Genomic DNA, 16,311 nt, shown 5'->3' with positions numbered 1-16,311 from the left:
GTGGGCGGCGCCATAGTGCCGTTCCTGTGAAGCGCGCTAGGATGGTGTGTTGTATCGAAAACGCGGCTCGAGCCACGCTCATTCGTGCGTGGTGAGCCTGAGAAGGGACGAATGACTGTGACAGCAACGAACGTTGCCGTTGTCGGGGCCGGCCCGGCTGGTATTTATGCTTCGGACATCTTGTCGAAATCAGATCTCGATGTGAATATCGACCTGTTCGAACGCCTGCCTGCTCCCTACGGACTCGTTCGCTACGGCGTGGCTCCTGATCATCCGCGCATCAAACAAATCATCGTTGCCCTCTACAAGATCCTGCAGCGAGGCGACATCCGCCTGCTCGGCAACGTGGAGATCGGTCGCGACGTGACGATCGACGATCTGCGCGAACACTACGACGCCGTCATCTTGGCAACCGGAGCTGACCGTGATGCTCCGCTAAACATCCCAGGTGTCGACCTGCCGCAGTCATATGGTGCAGCCGACTTTGTCTCGTGGTACGACGGGCATCCGGACTACCCGCGCACCTGGCCGCTTGACGCGCGCGAGGTTGCCGTCATCGGTGTGGGCAATGTGGCGCTGGATGTGTCCCGCATCCTCTCTAAGCATGTGCATGACCTGATGGTGACTGAAGTGCCGGACAACGTGGCGAAAATTCTCGAAGACAATCCCATCACCGATGTACATGTTTTTGGCCGCCGAGGTCCCGCGCAGGTCAAGTTCACGCCACTCGAGCTGCGTGAACTGGGCAAAGTGCCCGACGTTGACGTGATTGTCGATGAGGAAGACTTTGATTTTGATGAAGGCTCCGAACAGACGATGCGCTCATCCAACCAGCAGCGCCAGGTCGTCAAGACACTGACGAACTACGCCTCGGTGGATCCAGACGAGCGCCACGCTTCTCGCCGTATCCATATCCACCTGTTCCAGTCACCTTCGGAGATTCTGGCGGACAGCAAAGGTAACGTGCGCGCACTGCGCACCGAACGCACTGAACTGGTCGGTGACGGCAGCGTGCGCGGCACCGGAGTGATGACTGACTGGCCGGTGCAGGCCGTGTACCGGGCCGTCGGATACTTTTCGTCGCCCATCCCCGGCGTGCCGTTTGACGAGGTTCGTGGCGTGATCCCGAATAACGAGGGACGCGTTGTCACCGAGCCGGGGTCAACGGAAATTGTTTCAGGCGTGTACGCGACCGGATGGGTGAAGCGTGGCCCCGTGGGCCTGATCGGCTCCACGAAGTCGGATGCGCAGCAGACCATTGCGCACCTGGTTGAAGATGCAGAGGCTGGCGCTCTGCATGCCACCAGTGAAGCAGTGGGGCACGATGCGATGATCAAACTGCTTGACGAGCGTGGCGTCGCGTACACGACATGGGAAGGCTGGGAGCTGCTGGATGCGTACGAACGCGAACTGGGCTCACGGTATGGTGAGCTTTCTGGTGGTCGCGGCATCCGTGAGCGCATCAAGGTTGTCTCCCGCAATGCGATGACGGCGATTTCTCGCGGTGAAGAGCATTCGCACGACGATGAGGACCTGATTGGTCAGCCCGGTGAGATGGGCGTGCCCACGGCTATTGAGCGATTTGGTGATCACTACACCGGTCCGCGCGGCGAATGAGACACTAGAGATATGAAATCGCGTTCGCGTGTCGCGTCCAACACAGTGCGCACAATCCTTCTGTTTGCCGTCCTGTGGGCGGTGCTCCTCGGTATTGGTGCGATTTTGGCGCATACAACCGGGTCGATGGTGTGGCTGTGGGTGATGGGCGGCGTATCGCTGATCGGTACGTTCTTCACCTACTGGAACTCGGCGTCCTTGGCGCTGCGCCAGATGAATGCCGAGCCTATGGATCAAAGTCTGTATCCGGAGGTTTACCGCATTGTCGAGGATCTGAGCCGGCAGGCCGATCAGCCAATGCCGACACTGTGGATTGCGCCGACGATGGCGCCTAACGCGTTTGCAACGGGACGTAACCCGAAAAATGCTGCGGTGTGCGTGACCGCCGGTATCCTCGATCTGCTCAATGAGCGTGAGCTGCGCGGTGTGATCGGGCATGAGCTGTCTCATGTGTACAACCGTGACATTCTGATTACTGCAATCGCCTCGTCCCTGGCGGGCATCATGGCAATTGCTGGGCGCTCTCTGCTGTGGATGGGAGGCGGCAGCCGTCGTAACCGTGACGGTGGGGGAGCGGCCGGACTGATACTGTCACTGGTTGCCGCGATTGTTGCGCCGCTGATCGGCATGCTCATCCAGCTGGCGATTTCACGCACGCGTGAGTACGAGGCGGATCACGACGGCGCGATTTTGTCGCACGACCCCCTTGCTTTAGCGTCGGCGTTGAAGAAGCTTGAGGTGGGCACCAGCCGCGTGCCACTTGAGCGTACACCGGAGCACCAGGGCGCAGCCCAGATGATGATTGCGAATCCGTTCAGTGGGGAATCGGTGCGCTCGCTCATGTCCACGCACCCGCCGATGGAAGAGCGGATCCGCCGCTTGGAGGAACTGGCCGGCTATTAGGGCGAACATCGGCTCCTCTCTCATTTTCCCATCTGTCGATTAGGACGCGAATGCGAGCTCCCTGCGCACGCACTCTCTGATTCTCCCAACTGTCGATCAGAAGACGCCAGGCTGCACCTTCCCTGCCAGCCTTGTCAGGCTGATACGTGGGAAATCCCTATTTTCCTGCAGTTTTACCTTGCAGTGAGGGAAGCAATCAGTGCTCGCATAGGTGAAGCTGCCTCCAGGTCGACAGTTGGGGACAGGAGAGTGGGGTGCTTCAGATATGGGCGAAGACGCCCGCACTGCCTCGAGATCGACAGTTGGGGACAAGGCAGAGGGGGGCGAGGACGCTATCGGACGGCCATGATCCTACCGATAGTTCACGAACTGCAACGCGCAGTCGATCTTCTGGCCCGCTTCGCCTCTGAGCAGTGCAATGACTTCTTGCAGGGAATCGCGCGACTTTGACGAAACGCGAACCTCATCTCCCTGGATCTGTGCCTTCACGCCCTTCGGAGCTTCATCGCGAATCAGCTTCGTAATCTTCCTGGCATTGTCCTGGCTGATACCTTCGCGCAGGGGAACGACCATTCGATAGATTTTCCCGGACGGCTGAGGCTCACGATCCTTCAGATCCAGTGCCTTGAGTGAAACCTTGCGTTTGGTGAGCTTGGAGCGCAGCACGTCCACAATGGCAATCACGCGTTCGGGGGAGTTCGCTTCCATCACCACGGTATCGCCCGACAGCTCGATCGATGCGTCCACGTTACGGAAGTCGTAGCGTTGGGACACCTCCCTCGCCGCCTGATTGACAGCGTTATCCACTTCCTGGCGGTCGAGTTTGGAGACAATGTCGAATGATGAATCAGCCATGGGAATCCCTTCCTATCAGCGTCTGGCTATGAGTGTGCTCGATATCTCGCATCTGAGCGGGTCAAAACCGGTGGTCCGATTGGCGCTCACGCTTGTATTTTTGTTATTCTTTCACGGCACCAATGATTGGTGCCAATGGCGGGGTGCCCGAGCGGCCAAAGGGAGCTGACTGTAAATCAGCCGCGGAATGCTTCGGGGGTTCGAATCCCTCCCCCGCCACTGGACTGAATGCCGCAAGTGCTTCGCTCTCGAGGTGATCAGTTCTGCGACGTGAGGATGCTCTCAGGCCTGGAGATTGCTTCGAGCATGAGTGTCAGGCTAGAGTTTCTCTCGTTGCCCCGATAGCTCAGTCGGCAGAGCGTCTCCATGGTAAGGAGAAGGTCAAGGGTTCGATTCCCTTTCGGGGCTCTGGTTTGCGGCCTCGCAGTCGCGACCTACCACGGCGGGGTAGCTCAGCTGGTTAGAGCGCACGACTCATAATCGTGAGGTCGCGGGTTCGAGTCCCGCCCCCGCTACCGTGACCTCCCGGTCTCCGGCGATAATCTCAGAACCTCAAGTGAAGGAAAGATCGTGGCAAGCAAGTCTCAGGACGTTCGCCCCAAGATCACTCTGGCGTGCTCGGAGTGCAAGGAACGTAACTACATCACCAGGAAGAATCGTCGCAATACGCCTGACCGCCTCGAGCTGGCCAAGTATTGCCCGCGTTGCCGCAAGTCGACGACGCACCGCGAAACTCGGTGACGTTCCAGCGACGCCTCGCAACTGTCATGCCCCCGGAGCTGTTCAACAGCCCGGGGGTTTATGCACGCTGCGTTTCCGCCGCCCCGGCGCACTAGATAGCCACGCACGGCACTTAATCGATCGGCACAATATGACCATAGGGAAGGCTGTCATGAGCCTGTCACGCAGGGATCTGCCCCAATCACAGATACGCCGTGCCGTCATTGCTGACGCCGCTATGTTCTTTTTCATGGGCTTTGCCAGTTCCTCGTGGGTGTCTCGCTTGCCGGCAGTGCGTGATTCTCTGAACCTCAGCCCGACTCAGATCGGCGCAATGCTCCTCATCGGCTCTATCGGGTCACTTGTGGCGCTTCCCTCCTCAGGCCCGGTAGTCGGGGCGATTGGGCCGCGTATGAGCGGCCGCCTCGCGGGTGCGCTGTGGGCTATGGGACTGGGCTGCGTGGTGGCATCTATCCACGTGGGGTCGCTCGGTTTGTTGTCACTGAGCCTCATCTTCGTGTCGATGGGGATGTCGTTGACAGGGTCAACAATTAACACTGCAGGCGGACTAATCGAAGTCGCCCTCGGCCACCCAATCCTGGATCGATTCCACGCGATGTTCTCGATCGGCACAGTCACCGGCGCACTTTCAGGTGCCGCAATGGCGAGGGCGGCCGTCCACGTCACCTATCACCTGCTGGGAGTGATCGTCTTTGGCCTGACCTGCGTCGCAGTCGCAACCGCGTTCCTGCTCACCGAGGACGATGTGCTCGCCCAATCTGTGAGCGACGGCGCTCCCAAGCGTCGCCGGATATTTGGAAGCGGCGGATCAACGGCCCGTACGCGAAAGGCGTGGGGCGAAAAACGCACGCTGTTGATCGGCCTGATGGTGTTGTCCTCGGGATTGCTGGAGGGGTCAGCAAATAATTGGCTTGCACTGGCGATGGTTGATGGATACGACATGACGGCGGCGCAAGGCTCTGCGGTACTGTCCGGTTTCCTCGCCACGGTGGTGATCGTCAGGCTCAGCGCGGCGTGGCTGCGTCGGCACTGGCCACCTGATGTTTTATTGCGTGGCATGCTGATCGCCGCATGTCCCGGACTGATCCTGGTCGGTTTCGCACCCGTGTGGGGTATTGCGATGATTGGCGTGGTGTTGTGGGCATTCGGCGCCGCCCTGGTGTATCCCACCGGTGCTTCTGCCCTGTCCCACGACCCGTCGATGACAGCTGCGCGCCTGTCGGTGCTGTCCACCATCAATTACGGCGCATTCCTGATCGGTCCGCCTGTGCTCGGCTTGCTCGCCTCGCATATCGGGTACCACCGTGCTCTGACGTGTCTGATTGTTCCGGTTGCGGTTGGTGCGTGGCTGACGCGCTACCTGCGCCCTGAGTCAGACAGCTAGGATGTCCTACGTGAGCGAACAGGGGAAGAACCGACCACCGATCAACGCCGAGGAGCATAGGCGCCCGCGCGCCCGTACGCATGCCCCCCGCCTGTCTGACATGACGACCTTTCGTGTCGGCGGTCCGGTGACCACCCTTGTTGAGCCTTCCACTGAAGACGCCTTCGTTGACGCGTTGCGCCGCGCCGACGGTGAACACAGCCCTGACCGCCTCCTGATTCTCGGCGGCGGATCGAACATCTTGGCTGATGATGCGCCGTTTGATGGAACGGTGATTCGTGACGCTCGCACAAGCCTTGAAACAGATGTCACCTGGATCCCCTCGGAGCCATCCGCGCCGCAGAGCTCACCTGTCATCGTGACGGCTGCATCTGGCGTAGCGTGGGACGCCCTCGTCAATGAGAGTGTGAAGCGGGGACTGTCGGGCCTGGAAGCACTGTCAGGAATCCCTGGAACGGTTGGGGCGGCACCTGTGCAGAACATCGGAGCGTACGGCGGCGAAGTTGCCCACACACTGCTCCGCATAGGCGCGTGGGATCGCCTTGAGCAGCGCCGCGTCGAGTTGACCCACGATGACCTTGAGCTCGGTTATCGTTCATCCATTCTGAAGCAGTCGCGTCTGACACCTCGCATGGACGGCTCGCAGTGGGGGCCGACCGGGCGCTGGGTCGTCTTGGATGTCACGCTGCAGCTCACACGCTCACACATGTCTGCACCCGTCGCGTATTCCCAGCTCGCGCGCGCATTGGACGTTCCAATTGGACAGCAGGTTGAGACGAATCGCGTACGCAGCGAGGTCCTGCGCCTGCGTGCCTCCAAGGGCATGGTGATTGACGAGGGGGACCATGACACGTGGTCGGCCGGATCGTTCTTCACGAACCCGATTCTTGATGCCGATGAGGCGGAGCGGCTGTTGCCACCTGAAGCTCCGCGATTTGACGTTGGGCGGGGCCTGGTCAAGACATCGGCAGCGTGGCTGATCGACCGTGCGGGTTTTGGAAAAGGGTTTGCGCTGTCTGACGAGTGTGAACCGTGCGGTGGCCACGGCTCGGCGCGCGCCTCGTTGTCCACCAAGCACGTCCTGGCGCTGACTAACCGTGGAGGAGCCTGCGCACAGGATATCCGTGTTCTGGCGCGGGCGGTGCGCGCAGGGGTGAAGGGACGTTTTGGGGTGACGCTTGTGCCAGAACCCGTTGTCCTTGGAGAGCAAATTTAACAGCGGTACGGCTCAGCCAGCTGGACCAATGTTCGTGCTGCTCCGCGCGATTCAAGCATCTGACCGTGACCGTAGATGGGCAAAATGACTCGGCGATGCGCGCCTGGAAGCGTAGTGGGAGGGACGTTCTCATCCCACGTCGCCTCAATCTGAGTGATCCGTGCGTTCAGGTCAGTGCGTGAGGCCAGGGGGCGAATGGCGGGGGAGCCGGGGGAGAGTTCACGCAAACTCGGGATCGGCAACAGGCGTGCGATCGGTGCTCCGTCGAAGGGCGTCGCAAAGGTGATGAGGTGCCGAATACGCCATCCCTCGGGACCGGCCATGATCGCTTTGGCCACCAGTCCGCCTTTGGAATGCGAATAGAGCAGCACATGAGTGAGGTTTTCTCGCGCAAGGTAGCGCTCGGCCATCTGAGCAATCGTGTCAATCGGGCGGCGCATAGCGCGCACGCCTTCCAGGATTCGTGCGTCCCACCCGGCGTCGGCCAGCGCGCGCGCCCACGGGTCGAGATAGTGGCGCGACTCCCAGATGCCGGGAATCCCGATGGCGACTGGCCGCGCCGCGCAGTCAGGCGTTGCTGTGCTCGCGGCGAGCGTCGCAGGTGTGTGTGCGCTCGCGGCAGGCTGAGTGGACGTACCCGCGTCTGTGGCAGGCTGGGCGAGCGCGCTACTTGTTACGGTTATCGGCGAGGGTGACTGCGGGCCGGCCGATGGTGAGGCTGCCGAATCATCCGAACCGTTCTGACTGCCGGACGAATCACCGGCCGCCGAAAGCGTGTCGCATACGACAGATGTCATGAGCTGGAGGCGACGGCGCGCAGCGCCCACTAAATCGTTGGCAGCGACGGCCAGGCGCTGCGGAATTGGCGGTATCGTGACCCACGAAGGTACCTCTTGGCGCAACGTCTCCGCAGGGGCGAACCAGTGCCACAGCGGCCACTGCCGAACCGATTCAGCAGCATTCTCGTGTTCGTTCATCTCACGGCTCATTGGCCAACCACCGATCAATCTGCGCGTTCCAGATGCGCCTGCGGTCAAATGACACCAGGGAGGCGCGGATCGACTGACGGGCCAGTTCCGCAAGCTGCTCGTCGCTCAGACCGAAAACATCTCGAGCAGCCTCGTATTGAGCCAACAGGCGCGAGTGGAACAGCAACGGGTCGTCGGCGCTCAAGGCGATTGTGGCGCCGGCTGCCATCAAGTCAGGCAAAGGGACGTGCGCAATGTCTGGATACACCCCGAGGTGCACGTTAGACGTGGGACACACTTCCAACGCAATGCCGTCATCGACCAGGCGCTTGAGCAGGTCCGGATCCTCCGCGCTCCTGACACCGTGTCCCAGCCGGGTCGGGGAGAGCGCTGCCAGGACTTCACGCACCGATGAGGGTCCCAGCAGCTCGCCTCCATGCGGAACCGACGCAAGACCAGCGTCACGCGCAATGTTGAAGGCAGCACCGAACTGCGCGGTTGAGCCCACCCGCTCGTCGTTGGACAGACCGAATCCCACGACGGTGCCCGGCTCCCTGCCAGCGTACTGAGATGCCAGGCGGGCGAGGGTGCGTGCATCTAAGGGGTGGCGGATACGCGAGGCAGCGACCACGATGCTGACATCCACACCAGTTGCTTCGCTGGATGCGCGCGCCTCGTCCAGAATGATTTCGAGGGCGGGAGTGATGCCGCCGACCCACGGTGCATACGACGTGGGATCAACCTGCATTTCCAGATGCACAGAGCCTTCCGCCGCGTCATCCTCGGCAGCCTCACGCACGAGGCGGCGCATAACATCCTCGGTGCGAACTAACACGCGGGCTGCATCGTAAGCGCGCTGGAAGCGGAACCATCCGCGCGCATCTGCCGGAACAGTGAGCGGATCCATGTCCAGCAAATGAGGCGGCAGTCGGACGCCTTTTTCCACAGCGAGTTCGACCAGAGTGCGCGGTCGCATCGCGCCGGTGAAGTGCAGATGCAGATGTGCCTTGGGCAATGTGGCCAGGGGGCGCCGGCCGGGGGGCGTGGGCGCCGCCTTCGTCAATATGGGCTGGTCACTGGGACTGGGTGAAGCAATCGGACGCAGCGGCATCGGCGGGGGCATGCTGTGAGAATGTTCAGGCATCAGCACCATTATCGGCAGCCGGCCGGCGCGCGTCCATCCACAGGGCGATATCCCGCATCAGGCCGGGACCTTCAGGCTCGTTCAGTACTTCGTGGTATGCGCCGTCGATGACGCGTAGGTGCGCGTCGGGGGTGTGCGTGCCCCATGCCAGTGACAGTCGAGCATTGCGCACGAATTCCTCTGACCCACTCGGGCGAGCAAGATGGTCGTGTGAGCCGTGGATGACCAGGGTGGGCACGCTGAGTGAATCGGCTCGTGCGATCGTGTGGTCGCCCTGAACGCACATCGTCAGAGCAGTGATCAGCGGGACGGGTCCATGGAAATTGAGCGGATCGTTTTCGTAGTCGTCCACCACGTCAGGGTCGCGCGAGACGCCGCCCGCATCAAGCTTCGCTGTGGGCAATCCGGGGGCGACGCGAGCCAGTGTCAGCATGGAGCGAGCTACCTTGGCAGTGATCGGCGCGGCGGGACGAAATGCCGGACCGGTCAGCACCATGCCGGCAACATGATCCGGATCGATGAGGACAGATGCAGCGGTGATAATGCCGCCCATGGAATGACCCAACACAAATAGCTGCGACGTGCGCGAATTGGCGAGGGCGTCTGCGCGCGCTGCGCGGTGCTCTGTAATGAGACGGCCGACATCGACTTGAGCACGTGGACCATCTGCACTTCCGTGTCCGCTCAGATCGAATGTCACTGCGTCGTAGCCATCGTGATTGAGAGAATCGACGAGGCGCCTGTAGCGGCCTTGATGCTCGGCGTATCCGTGGCAGATCAAGACGGTGCCGTGAGGCTGGGGATCGGATGTGTGATGGGTGAACAACTGCATACCACTATTGTGCCTGTTAAAAGGCGCTGATGAGCGCTTATCAGCGCCAAAAGGGCAGAATTGGTGGTGCGACCGCAACAGCAAATGGTCAGGTGCGGGCATGCTGAGACTGAGATGGAATTCGCCGATGCTGAAGCAGAAACAACGCTCGCCGATGCTGAACCAGCGATCAGCCTCGCCCAGGCAGAAAGTGAGTCTTAGTCGCGGTCAGCCAGAAGCTTTTGAATACGGCCAACGCCTTCTGCCAGATCATCGTCGGAAAGCGCGTACGACAGGCGAATAAAGCCGCTGGGGCCAAAGGCCTCACCCGGCACTACCGCGACCTCAGCTTCCTTCAAGATGAAGTCGGCGAGTTCAGCGGACGTGGTGCACGTGGTGCCGCGAATGGAGGTGTTCAATAGTCCCTCCACCGATGGGTACGCGTAGAAGGCGCCCTTCGGTGTGGGTACGGTCAATCCTTCGATTTCACTGAGCATGTCGATCATCGTGCGTCGGCGGCGGTCAAACGCCTGGCGCATACGCTCCACGTCCTCCAGGCCACCCTCGAGCGCGGTTTTGGCAGCCCACTGGGCAACGTTGTTGACGTTGGAGGTTAAGTGAGACTGGAAAGATGTGGCCGCCTTGACCATGTCCTGCGGGCCAACCATCCAGCCCACACGCCAGCCGGTCATCGCGTATGTCTTTGCGACGCCGTTAAGGACGAGGGTCTGGTCAGCCAGCTCGGGAACGAGCTTGACAACGTGAGCAGTCTGGGCGCCGTCGTACAGCAGATGCTCGTAGATCTCATCGGTGATGACCCAGATACCGTGCTCCAGTGCCCACTGGCCGATTTGGCGAGTTTCCTCGGGTGTGTACACCGTGCCTGTCGGGTTCGAGGGGGAACAGTGCAGCAATGCCACAGTCTTGTCGGTGCGCGCCTCTTCGAGCTGGTCAACGGTGACTTTGTAATCCTGGTCAGCACCGGCAAAAACGGGAACCGTGGTGCCTCCGGCAAGTTTGATGGCCTCCGGGTAGGTCGTCCAGTAGGGGGTTGGCAGGAGAACTTCATCACCGGGATCGAGGACAGCTGCGAACGCCTCGAACACGGCCTGCTTGCCGCCGTTGGTGACCAGAATCTGGCTGGGGTCGACCTCGTAGCCCGAGTCGCGCAGCGTCTTGGCTGCGATTGCCTCGCGCAGTTCCGGCAGACCTGAGGCTGGGCTGTAACGATGCATCCGAGGATCGTGGCAGGCTTTGGCGGCTGCTTCGACGATCTGGTTGGGGGTCGGGAAGTCAGGTTCGCCGGCGCCGAAACCAATGACGGGGACGCCCTGAGCCTTGAGAGCTTTCGCCTTGGCATCCACGGCTAAAGTCGCTGATGGTGTGATGGAACGAAGACGCGCTGAGGCGCGGTGAGCAGTTTGGTTCGACATGTCTCTATCGTTGCACGATTGGAGGCCGTGCGGAAGAAAATTCCTAGGAATGGACGCGCTATGATCAGGGGTGCTGGTGCGGACGGTGGAAGCCAAAAACACAGATCTGTGATTTTCTACATGCGGCGTGAAGTTGTACACTGGCGCGTTAACGCCCTAAACTAGCGGGGCGGGTCATGGGCGTCAGCCTGTGACAAGCGGTGAAGGGCAGTGGCGCAATTAGGTAGCGCACCGGTCTCCAAAACCGGCGGTTGTGGGTTCGATTCCCGCCTGCCCTGCTACATTGTAGATATCGGCCTACACGACAAGGAGAGGTTCTGTGAGCGACAGTCGCGCACTTGGCGGACCCGACAATGACGGTCTGCCCGACGTGCCGGACAAGCCGAGCGCTCCTGTGCGTCGTGACCGCACGAAGAGTGCACCGACTCCGAGCCGTGAGAAGTCGACGCATGAGGAAGGCGAAAAGCGTGGACTGTTCTCCCGCATTCGCCTGTTCATCAGCCAGGTCATCGCTGAGATGAAGAAGGTGACGTATCCGACTCGCAACGAAACATGGACGTACTTCGTTGTCGTGATCGTCTTCGTCACCGCTGTGATGGCATACACAGGACTTTTAGACCTGATATTCGGTAAGCTAAACGCATTGATATTCGGCTGAACCCGATTGACCCGCCGGCAGGAACCTGCAGGCGGGTTTCTTCTACGGTTCGTCAACCACTGCTGACAAGCCCACGCGCGTTGGCTCTGAAGGAGGACACGTGAGCGACCACATTGAAAACGCACCAGATGCGGATGAGACTACCGCTGTAAACGATACGCACGTCGACGCTGATTCTGCCCCTCAGTTCGTCTCTGCATCCGAATCTGTATCGGAGGGCAGCGGCGCGCAGAAAGCTGATGGCGCCGAGACAGCTGATGGCGTCGAGACAGCTGACTCCACCCTCGCGCAGGAAGAAACTGCAGCTGTGATTGAGTCAGTTGCTGCCACCGAACACGGTGGATCCGATGCTGATGCGGCTGTAGCTGAGGCGCCCGCTCTTGATGAGGTGCCTGCTAAGGATCAGCCACCCTCGGAAATTGGCGACGCTGAAGCAAGCGAGCAGCCGGGCGATGCGGACACTGAATCCGCGGCTGACGAAATCGAAGACCCCATCGAAGTTCTGCGTGGCGAGCTGCGCCTTCTGCCAGGCGACTGGTACGTCATCCACACGTATTCCGGCCACGAGCGCAAGGTCAAGGCTAACCTTGAACAGCGCATCACCAGCCAGAACATGGAGGACTACATCTACCGCGTTGAGGTTCCCGACGAATATGTCATGGAATTCCGCGGCTCTCAGAAGAAGCGTGTGCGTCGTGTGCGCATCCCCGGATACGTCCTGGTGTGCATGGACTTCACTGACGCGTCATACCGAGTTGTCAAGGAAACGCCAGCCGTGACCGGCTTCGTTGGCGATCAGCACAATCCGATGCCTCTGTCTGAAGATGAGGTTGTCATGATGCTCACCCCGAACGTCATGGAAGAGGCCGCTCAGGAAAACAAGACTGGCCCGGCTCCGGTTCAGGAACTCAAGGTCAGCTACGAGGTGGGCGAAGTTGTCACAGTGGTGGACGGACCGTTCGAAACGATGAACGCCGTAATCTCCGAGATCATGCCCGAGACCCAGAAGCTGAAAGTTCTGGTCACGATTTTCGAGCGCGAAACGCCTCTGGAACTCAACTTCGATCAGGTTCAAAAGATCGACGACTAGTCGCCGCGGCGCAGGGGCGGACACGCCCGCCCAGGTGTTGCGCACAGCTTAGTGAGTGATGTCGCGCACGAGAACTTGGGATCAAGGTATCTGACGCGATATCATCGCTGTTTGTGCGTCTGCATTTGCGTGTAGGACGCGCAGGCGGATCGGCAACCGTCGGTTCGCTTCGAATCACCAATGAAAGACCCGTAACTTATATGGCACCAAAGAAGAAGGTCACCGGCCTGATCAAGCTGCAGATCCCTGCCGGTGCTGCAACTCCGGCTCCGCCAGTTGGCCCGGCACTGAGCCAGCACGGCGTGAACATCGTGGAGTTCACCAAGGCGTACAACGCTGCAACCGAATCTCAGCGCGGCAATATCGTCCCTGTTGAGATCACCGTCTATGAAGACCGTACGTTCACGTTCGTTCTCAAGACGCCTCCGGCTGCACAGATGATCAAGAAGGCGGCTGGCGTGGACAAGGGCTCACCGACGCCTCACACCACCAAGGTGGCAAACCTGACCAAAGATCAGGTTCGCGAGATCGCTGAGACCAAGATGCAGGACCTCAACGCCAACGACATCGAAGCCGCGATCAAGATCATTGCCGGCACCGCCCGTTCCATGGGCATCACCGTCAGCGACTGATACGTCACCAAACCAATCTTTGTGGAAGGGCAAGCGCTTGCCCGAACACACCACACCTGCAAGGAGATAGCAGAATGACAAAGCGCTCGAAGAGCTACCGGGCCGCCGCGGAGAAGATCCACGCCGGTGAGGTATACGAACCTCTTGAAGCCATGAAACTGGCAAAAGAAACCACTGTCACCAAGTTTGACGCCACCGTTGAGGTGATGTTCCGACTGGGTGTCGATCCCCGTAAAGCAGACCAGATGGTCCGCGGAACCGTTTCCCTGCCGCACGGCACTGGCAAGACCTCACGGGTCTTGGTCTTCGCTGTGGGCCCGCGCGCGCAGGAAGCGATCGACGCCGGAGCTGACGAGGTCGGCGGCGACGAACTGATTGAGAAGGTCCAGAAGGGCTACACCGATTTTGATGTGGCCGTCGCAACCCCTGACATGATGGGCAAGGTTGGCCGTCTGGGTCGCGTCCTCGGTCCTCGTGGCCTCATGCCGAACCCGAAGACCGGAACGGTCACGATGGAAGTTGGCAAGGCTGTCAAGGAGATCAAGGGTGGCCGTATCGAGTTCCGTGTGGACAAGCACGCGAACCTGGCGTTCATCATCGGCAAGGCATCCTTCACTGCTGAGCAGCTGACGGAAAACTACGCCGCTGCCCTCGATGAAGTCCTGCGTCTGAAGCCGTCCTCCTCCAAGGGTCGCTACATCACGAAGGCCACCGTTTCAACGACGATGGGCCCTGGCATCCCGTTGGATCCGACCAAGACGCGCGATCTGCTCGGCACTGACGACTGATTGTTCGATGCCTGACGGCATTGATTCTCGGTGCTTCGGCGATCGGTTGCAGAGATGACCGGTTGGGTTGATGACCAGACGGATTGATGCCTGAGCGATCATCGACGAGGGTGCCGCAGCGCCCGCGTCACGTCGCAATCTTGAAAAATGGGGGTGGGTTCGCACACGTGTGCGAACCCACCCTCATTGTGTGCCGTCATCGATGAGCCCTGTCTTGAATGCGCGGCCTCTTTCTAGCACGCCGTCTCCAGCGCATGGCATTTTGACCTGAGCCGACTTCAGCAAATGGCGACTCTCTTGTGGAATATCTTCGTTGCGTGCCACCTTTTCCGCGTCCGGTCTCATCCGCATTTCGTCTTACTCTCGGCAGCCCCCTTTTCCCGAAGCCCACCCACCCCTACCAATCCCAACTGTCGATCTCGATGGACCAAGAAGGCGGGCTGGATTACTGGCTTTCACCACTGACGAACGTTTTCACTGGTCAGAGAGTGTTATTCGCGGAAGGTGTGGGCCTCCCTCGTCAATTAGGACGATAACGGGAGCTCCAGATCGACAGTTGGGGATTAATGCGGACAGGATGAGGGGGGAAGGCGGGGAAGATGAGGGGAGGCGGAGAGGAAGGCCGAGGAGCAGGTCGAGAGCAGGCCACGAGGGATGCCGAGGGGAGCTAAGAGAGCGAGCGGAGAGAACGGCGAGAAAAAGCGAGAGGAGAACACGTGGGAATGTGCAGGATGCCAGAGGCATAAGGGCGGGAATAAATAGCGGCACACAAACGTGCTTTGTTGCACACAGCGCACAGTAGAGGCCACACATCGATCTTGGTATAGTGGAACAGCCAAAGACCGTCGGACATCTACTGACAGTAGATCGAAGCGCAAGAGCGACCGACGCAGGAAACGTGACTTGAACAGCTCCCTTGCGGAAACCTGGACAAGCGTGGTGCAAGCCCGACACGAACCTGCGTGTCGGGCTTTTTCGTGGGTACGGCGGCTGACTTTTCGGAAGGAGGACCATGGCGAGGTCTGACAAGGAGGCAGTTGTCGCCGAGCTGACGGAGAAGTTCCGCAACTCGGATGCCGTGCTGCTGACTGAGTATCGCGGTCTGACCGTTGCACAGCTCAAGGAGCTGCGTCGCGGTTTGGGCAATGACGTGAGCTACGCCGTGGTGAAGAACACGCTGGCACGGCTGGCGGCCCGCGAAGTCGGATTCGATTTCCTCGAGGACGACCTGAAGGGCCCGACAGCTATTGCATTCGTCAGCGGTGAGCCGGTTGAGGCCGCCAAGACGCTGCGTGATTTTGCCAAGGATAACCCGGCGCTGGTTTTGAAGTCTGGCGCTATGGATGGTGTCGCACTCGATGCTGACGCCGTCAAGAAGCTTGCTGATCTGGAATCCCGCGAGGTCCTGCTGGCCAAGGCTGCAGGTGCCCTCAAGGCGAAGCTCTCCCAGGCTGCGTACGCATTCAATGCACTGCCCACCAAGGCTGTGCGCACAATCGATGCTCTTCGCGACAAGCAGGAGCAAGCGGCCTGACGCGACAGGCCCCGGGTTACTGGCCTCACCGCCATGCACCCGGACTCATTTACACAACGTAATCTGCTCGCGTAGCAGGCCAAACAAGGAAGGATGCCACTCATGGCTAAGCTCTCCGCAGATGAGCTCATCGAAGCTTTCAAGGAAATGACCCTGATCGAGCTGTCCGATTTCGTCAAGCAGTTCGAAGAGGTCTTCGACGTTGAGGCCGCCGCACCGGCCGCCGCCGTTGTTGCAGCACCAGCCGCTGGCGGTGAAGAAGCAGCAGCCGAAGAAAAGACCGAGTTCGAGGTTGTCCTCGAAGCAGCCGGCGACAAGAAGGTTGCCGTTATCAAGGCTGTCAAGTCCCTCACCGGCCTCGGCCTGAAGGACGCCAAGGGCCTGGTTGACGGCGCACCGTCGACCATCTTCGAGAACGCTTCCAAGGAAGACGCCGAGAAGGCCAAGGCAGAAATCGAAGAGGCTGGCGGCACCGTCACCCTCAAGTGATTTCACTTGAAACTCTCGCGCTAGCTTAAGCGCATATCAAGTTGTCGC

At 60.2% G+C, this 16,311-nt stretch carries 16 protein-coding genes and 4 tRNA genes; 15 read left to right on the top strand and 5 right to left on the bottom strand.

Annotated features, from left to right (window positions below; all coding sequences use genetic code 11):
• The first annotated feature begins 117 nt into the window (after positions 1-117).
• Positions 118-1,617, top strand: coding sequence for an FAD-dependent oxidoreductase (locus tag BN3002_RS06540; RefSeq protein ID WP_117394388.1), 1,500 nt, complete (start codon positions 118-120; stop codon positions 1,615-1,617).
• A gap of 12 nt (positions 1,618-1,629) precedes the next feature.
• Positions 1,630-2,520 (top strand): M48 family metalloprotease, encoded by an 891-nt coding sequence (locus tag BN3002_RS06535; protein WP_058237188.1) that lies wholly within the window; start codon positions 1,630-1,632, stop codon positions 2,518-2,520.
• 351 nt (positions 2,521-2,871) lie between these two features.
• Here BN3002_RS06535 and BN3002_RS06530 read toward each other — a convergent pair whose 3' ends face one another.
• The gene (locus tag BN3002_RS06530) at positions 2,872-3,375 is read right to left on the bottom strand and encodes a YajQ family cyclic di-GMP-binding protein (protein WP_058237187.1); all 504 of its coding nucleotides are present in this window, start codon (positions 3,373-3,375) and stop codon (positions 2,872-2,874) included.
• 137 nt (positions 3,376-3,512) lie between these two features.
• Between BN3002_RS06530 and BN3002_RS06525 the strand changes: the two genes are divergently transcribed.
• From BN3002_RS06525 to BN3002_RS06505, 6 genes are all read left to right on the top strand, one after another.
• A tRNA-Tyr gene (locus BN3002_RS06525) sits at positions 3,513-3,594 on the top strand.
• Between the two features lie 116 nt (positions 3,595-3,710).
• A tRNA-Thr gene (locus tag BN3002_RS06520) sits at positions 3,711-3,783 on the top strand.
• A 33-nt stretch (positions 3,784-3,816) separates the two neighbouring features.
• Positions 3,817-3,890, top strand: a tRNA-Met gene (locus tag BN3002_RS06515).
• Positions 3,891-3,945: 55 nt separating this feature from the next.
• The gene (gene rpmG / locus BN3002_RS10755; RefSeq protein ID WP_074026201.1) at positions 3,946-4,116 is read left to right on the top strand and encodes a 50S ribosomal protein L33; all 171 of its coding nucleotides are present in this window, start codon (positions 3,946-3,948) and stop codon (positions 4,114-4,116) included.
• 151 nt (positions 4,117-4,267) lie between these two features.
• Complete coding sequence (locus BN3002_RS06510; RefSeq protein WP_058237186.1) at positions 4,268-5,500, top strand: MFS transporter; 1,233 nt, start codon at positions 4,268-4,270, stop codon at positions 5,498-5,500.
• 40 nt (positions 5,501-5,540) lie between these two features.
• Positions 5,541-6,716, top strand: coding sequence for a UDP-N-acetylmuramate dehydrogenase (locus BN3002_RS06505; RefSeq protein ID WP_257525677.1), 1,176 nt, complete (start codon positions 5,541-5,543; stop codon positions 6,714-6,716).
• On the opposite strand, the gene BN3002_RS06500 is transcribed toward BN3002_RS06505, so the two are convergent.
• The 4 genes from BN3002_RS06500 to BN3002_RS06485 all read right to left on the bottom strand — a co-directional run bounded on the left by BN3002_RS06500 (position 6,713) and on the right by BN3002_RS06485 (position 11,072).
• The gene (locus tag BN3002_RS06500; protein ID WP_058237185.1) at positions 6,713-7,693 is read right to left on the bottom strand and encodes an esterase/lipase family protein; all 981 of its coding nucleotides are present in this window, start codon (positions 7,691-7,693) and stop codon (positions 6,713-6,715) included. The two genes, BN3002_RS06505 and BN3002_RS06500, sit on opposite strands and share 4 nt — an antisense overlap.
• Position 7,694: 1 nt before the next feature.
• Positions 7,695-8,795 carry an adenosine deaminase gene (locus tag BN3002_RS06495; RefSeq protein WP_058237862.1) on the bottom strand — a complete coding sequence of 367 codons (1,101 nt, stop codon included), beginning with the start codon at positions 8,793-8,795 and terminating at the stop codon, positions 7,695-7,697.
• A gap of 25 nt (positions 8,796-8,820) precedes the next feature.
• Positions 8,821-9,660, bottom strand: a complete 840-nt coding sequence (locus BN3002_RS06490) for an alpha/beta hydrolase (protein ID WP_058237184.1) — start codon at positions 9,658-9,660, stop codon at positions 8,821-8,823.
• Between the two features lie 197 nt (positions 9,661-9,857).
• A complete protein-coding gene (locus BN3002_RS06485) occupies positions 9,858-11,072 on the bottom strand; it encodes a pyridoxal phosphate-dependent aminotransferase (protein ID WP_058237183.1) in 1,215 nt (404 codons plus the stop codon).
• A gap of 204 nt (positions 11,073-11,276) precedes the next feature.
• Here BN3002_RS06485 and BN3002_RS06480 point away from each other — a divergent pair.
• The 7 genes from BN3002_RS06480 (at position 11,277) to rplL (ending at position 16,263) form a co-directional block, all read left to right on the top strand.
• Positions 11,277-11,350 (top strand) — tRNA-Trp (locus BN3002_RS06480).
• An 83-nt stretch (positions 11,351-11,433) separates the two neighbouring features.
• Positions 11,434-11,730 (top strand): preprotein translocase subunit SecE, encoded by a 297-nt coding sequence (gene secE, locus BN3002_RS06475; protein WP_058237861.1) that lies wholly within the window; start codon positions 11,434-11,436, stop codon positions 11,728-11,730.
• Between the two features lie 100 nt (positions 11,731-11,830).
• Positions 11,831-12,820: a transcription termination/antitermination protein NusG gene (nusG, locus tag BN3002_RS06470; RefSeq protein WP_371935773.1), complete on the top strand. Its 990-nt coding sequence runs from the start codon at positions 11,831-11,833 to the stop codon at positions 12,818-12,820.
• Positions 12,821-13,020: 200 nt separating this feature from the next.
• The gene (gene rplK / locus BN3002_RS06465) at positions 13,021-13,452 is read left to right on the top strand and encodes a 50S ribosomal protein L11 (RefSeq protein ID WP_058237182.1); all 432 of its coding nucleotides are present in this window, start codon (positions 13,021-13,023) and stop codon (positions 13,450-13,452) included.
• A gap of 74 nt (positions 13,453-13,526) precedes the next feature.
• Entirely contained in the window at positions 13,527-14,240 is a 714-nt protein-coding gene (gene rplA / locus BN3002_RS06460; protein ID WP_058237181.1) for a 50S ribosomal protein L1, read from the top strand.
• 1,012 nt (positions 14,241-15,252) lie between these two features.
• The gene (gene rplJ / locus BN3002_RS06455; RefSeq protein ID WP_058237180.1) at positions 15,253-15,774 is read left to right on the top strand and encodes a 50S ribosomal protein L10; all 522 of its coding nucleotides are present in this window, start codon (positions 15,253-15,255) and stop codon (positions 15,772-15,774) included.
• Between the two features lie 102 nt (positions 15,775-15,876).
• Entirely contained in the window at positions 15,877-16,263 is a 387-nt protein-coding gene (gene rplL, locus BN3002_RS06450; protein ID WP_058237859.1) for a 50S ribosomal protein L7/L12, read from the top strand.
• Positions 16,264-16,311 lie beyond the last annotated feature (48 nt).

It is taken from the genome of Actinomyces ihuae (assembly GCF_001457875.1).
Lineage (GTDB): Bacteria > Actinomycetota > Actinomycetes > Actinomycetales > Actinomycetaceae > Pauljensenia > Pauljensenia radingae_A.
Note: the sequence above shows the minus strand (reverse complement) of the source record. Positions and strands in the feature narration are given on the sequence as shown.

Coding starts and splice junctions, on each gene's coding strand:
- BN3002_RS06535 (WP_058237188.1), top strand. CDS start 1,630: ATGAAATCGCGTTCGCGTGTCGCGTCCAACACAGTGCGCACAATCCTT.
- rplL (WP_058237859.1), top strand. CDS start 15,877: ATGGCTAAGCTCTCCGCAGATGAGCTCATCGAAGCTTTCAAGGAAATG.
- BN3002_RS06500 (WP_058237185.1), bottom strand. CDS start 7,693: ATGAACGAACACGAGAATGCTGCTGAATCGGTTCGGCAGTGGCCGCTG.
- rplK (WP_058237182.1), top strand. CDS start 13,021: ATGGCACCAAAGAAGAAGGTCACCGGCCTGATCAAGCTGCAGATCCCT.
- rplA (WP_058237181.1), top strand. CDS start 13,527: ATGACAAAGCGCTCGAAGAGCTACCGGGCCGCCGCGGAGAAGATCCAC.
- BN3002_RS06510 (WP_058237186.1), top strand. CDS start 4,268: ATGAGCCTGTCACGCAGGGATCTGCCCCAATCACAGATACGCCGTGCC.
- rplJ (WP_058237180.1), top strand. CDS start 15,253: ATGGCGAGGTCTGACAAGGAGGCAGTTGTCGCCGAGCTGACGGAGAAG.
- BN3002_RS06530 (WP_058237187.1), bottom strand. CDS start 3,375: ATGGCTGATTCATCATTCGACATTGTCTCCAAACTCGACCGCCAGGAA.
- BN3002_RS06485 (WP_058237183.1), bottom strand. CDS start 11,072: ATGTCGAACCAAACTGCTCACCGCGCCTCAGCGCGTCTTCGTTCCATC.
- BN3002_RS06495 (WP_058237862.1), bottom strand. CDS start 8,795: ATGCCGCTGCGTCCGATTGCTTCACCCAGTCCCAGTGACCAGCCCATA.
- BN3002_RS06490 (WP_058237184.1), bottom strand. CDS start 9,660: ATGCAGTTGTTCACCCATCACACATCCGATCCCCAGCCTCACGGCACC.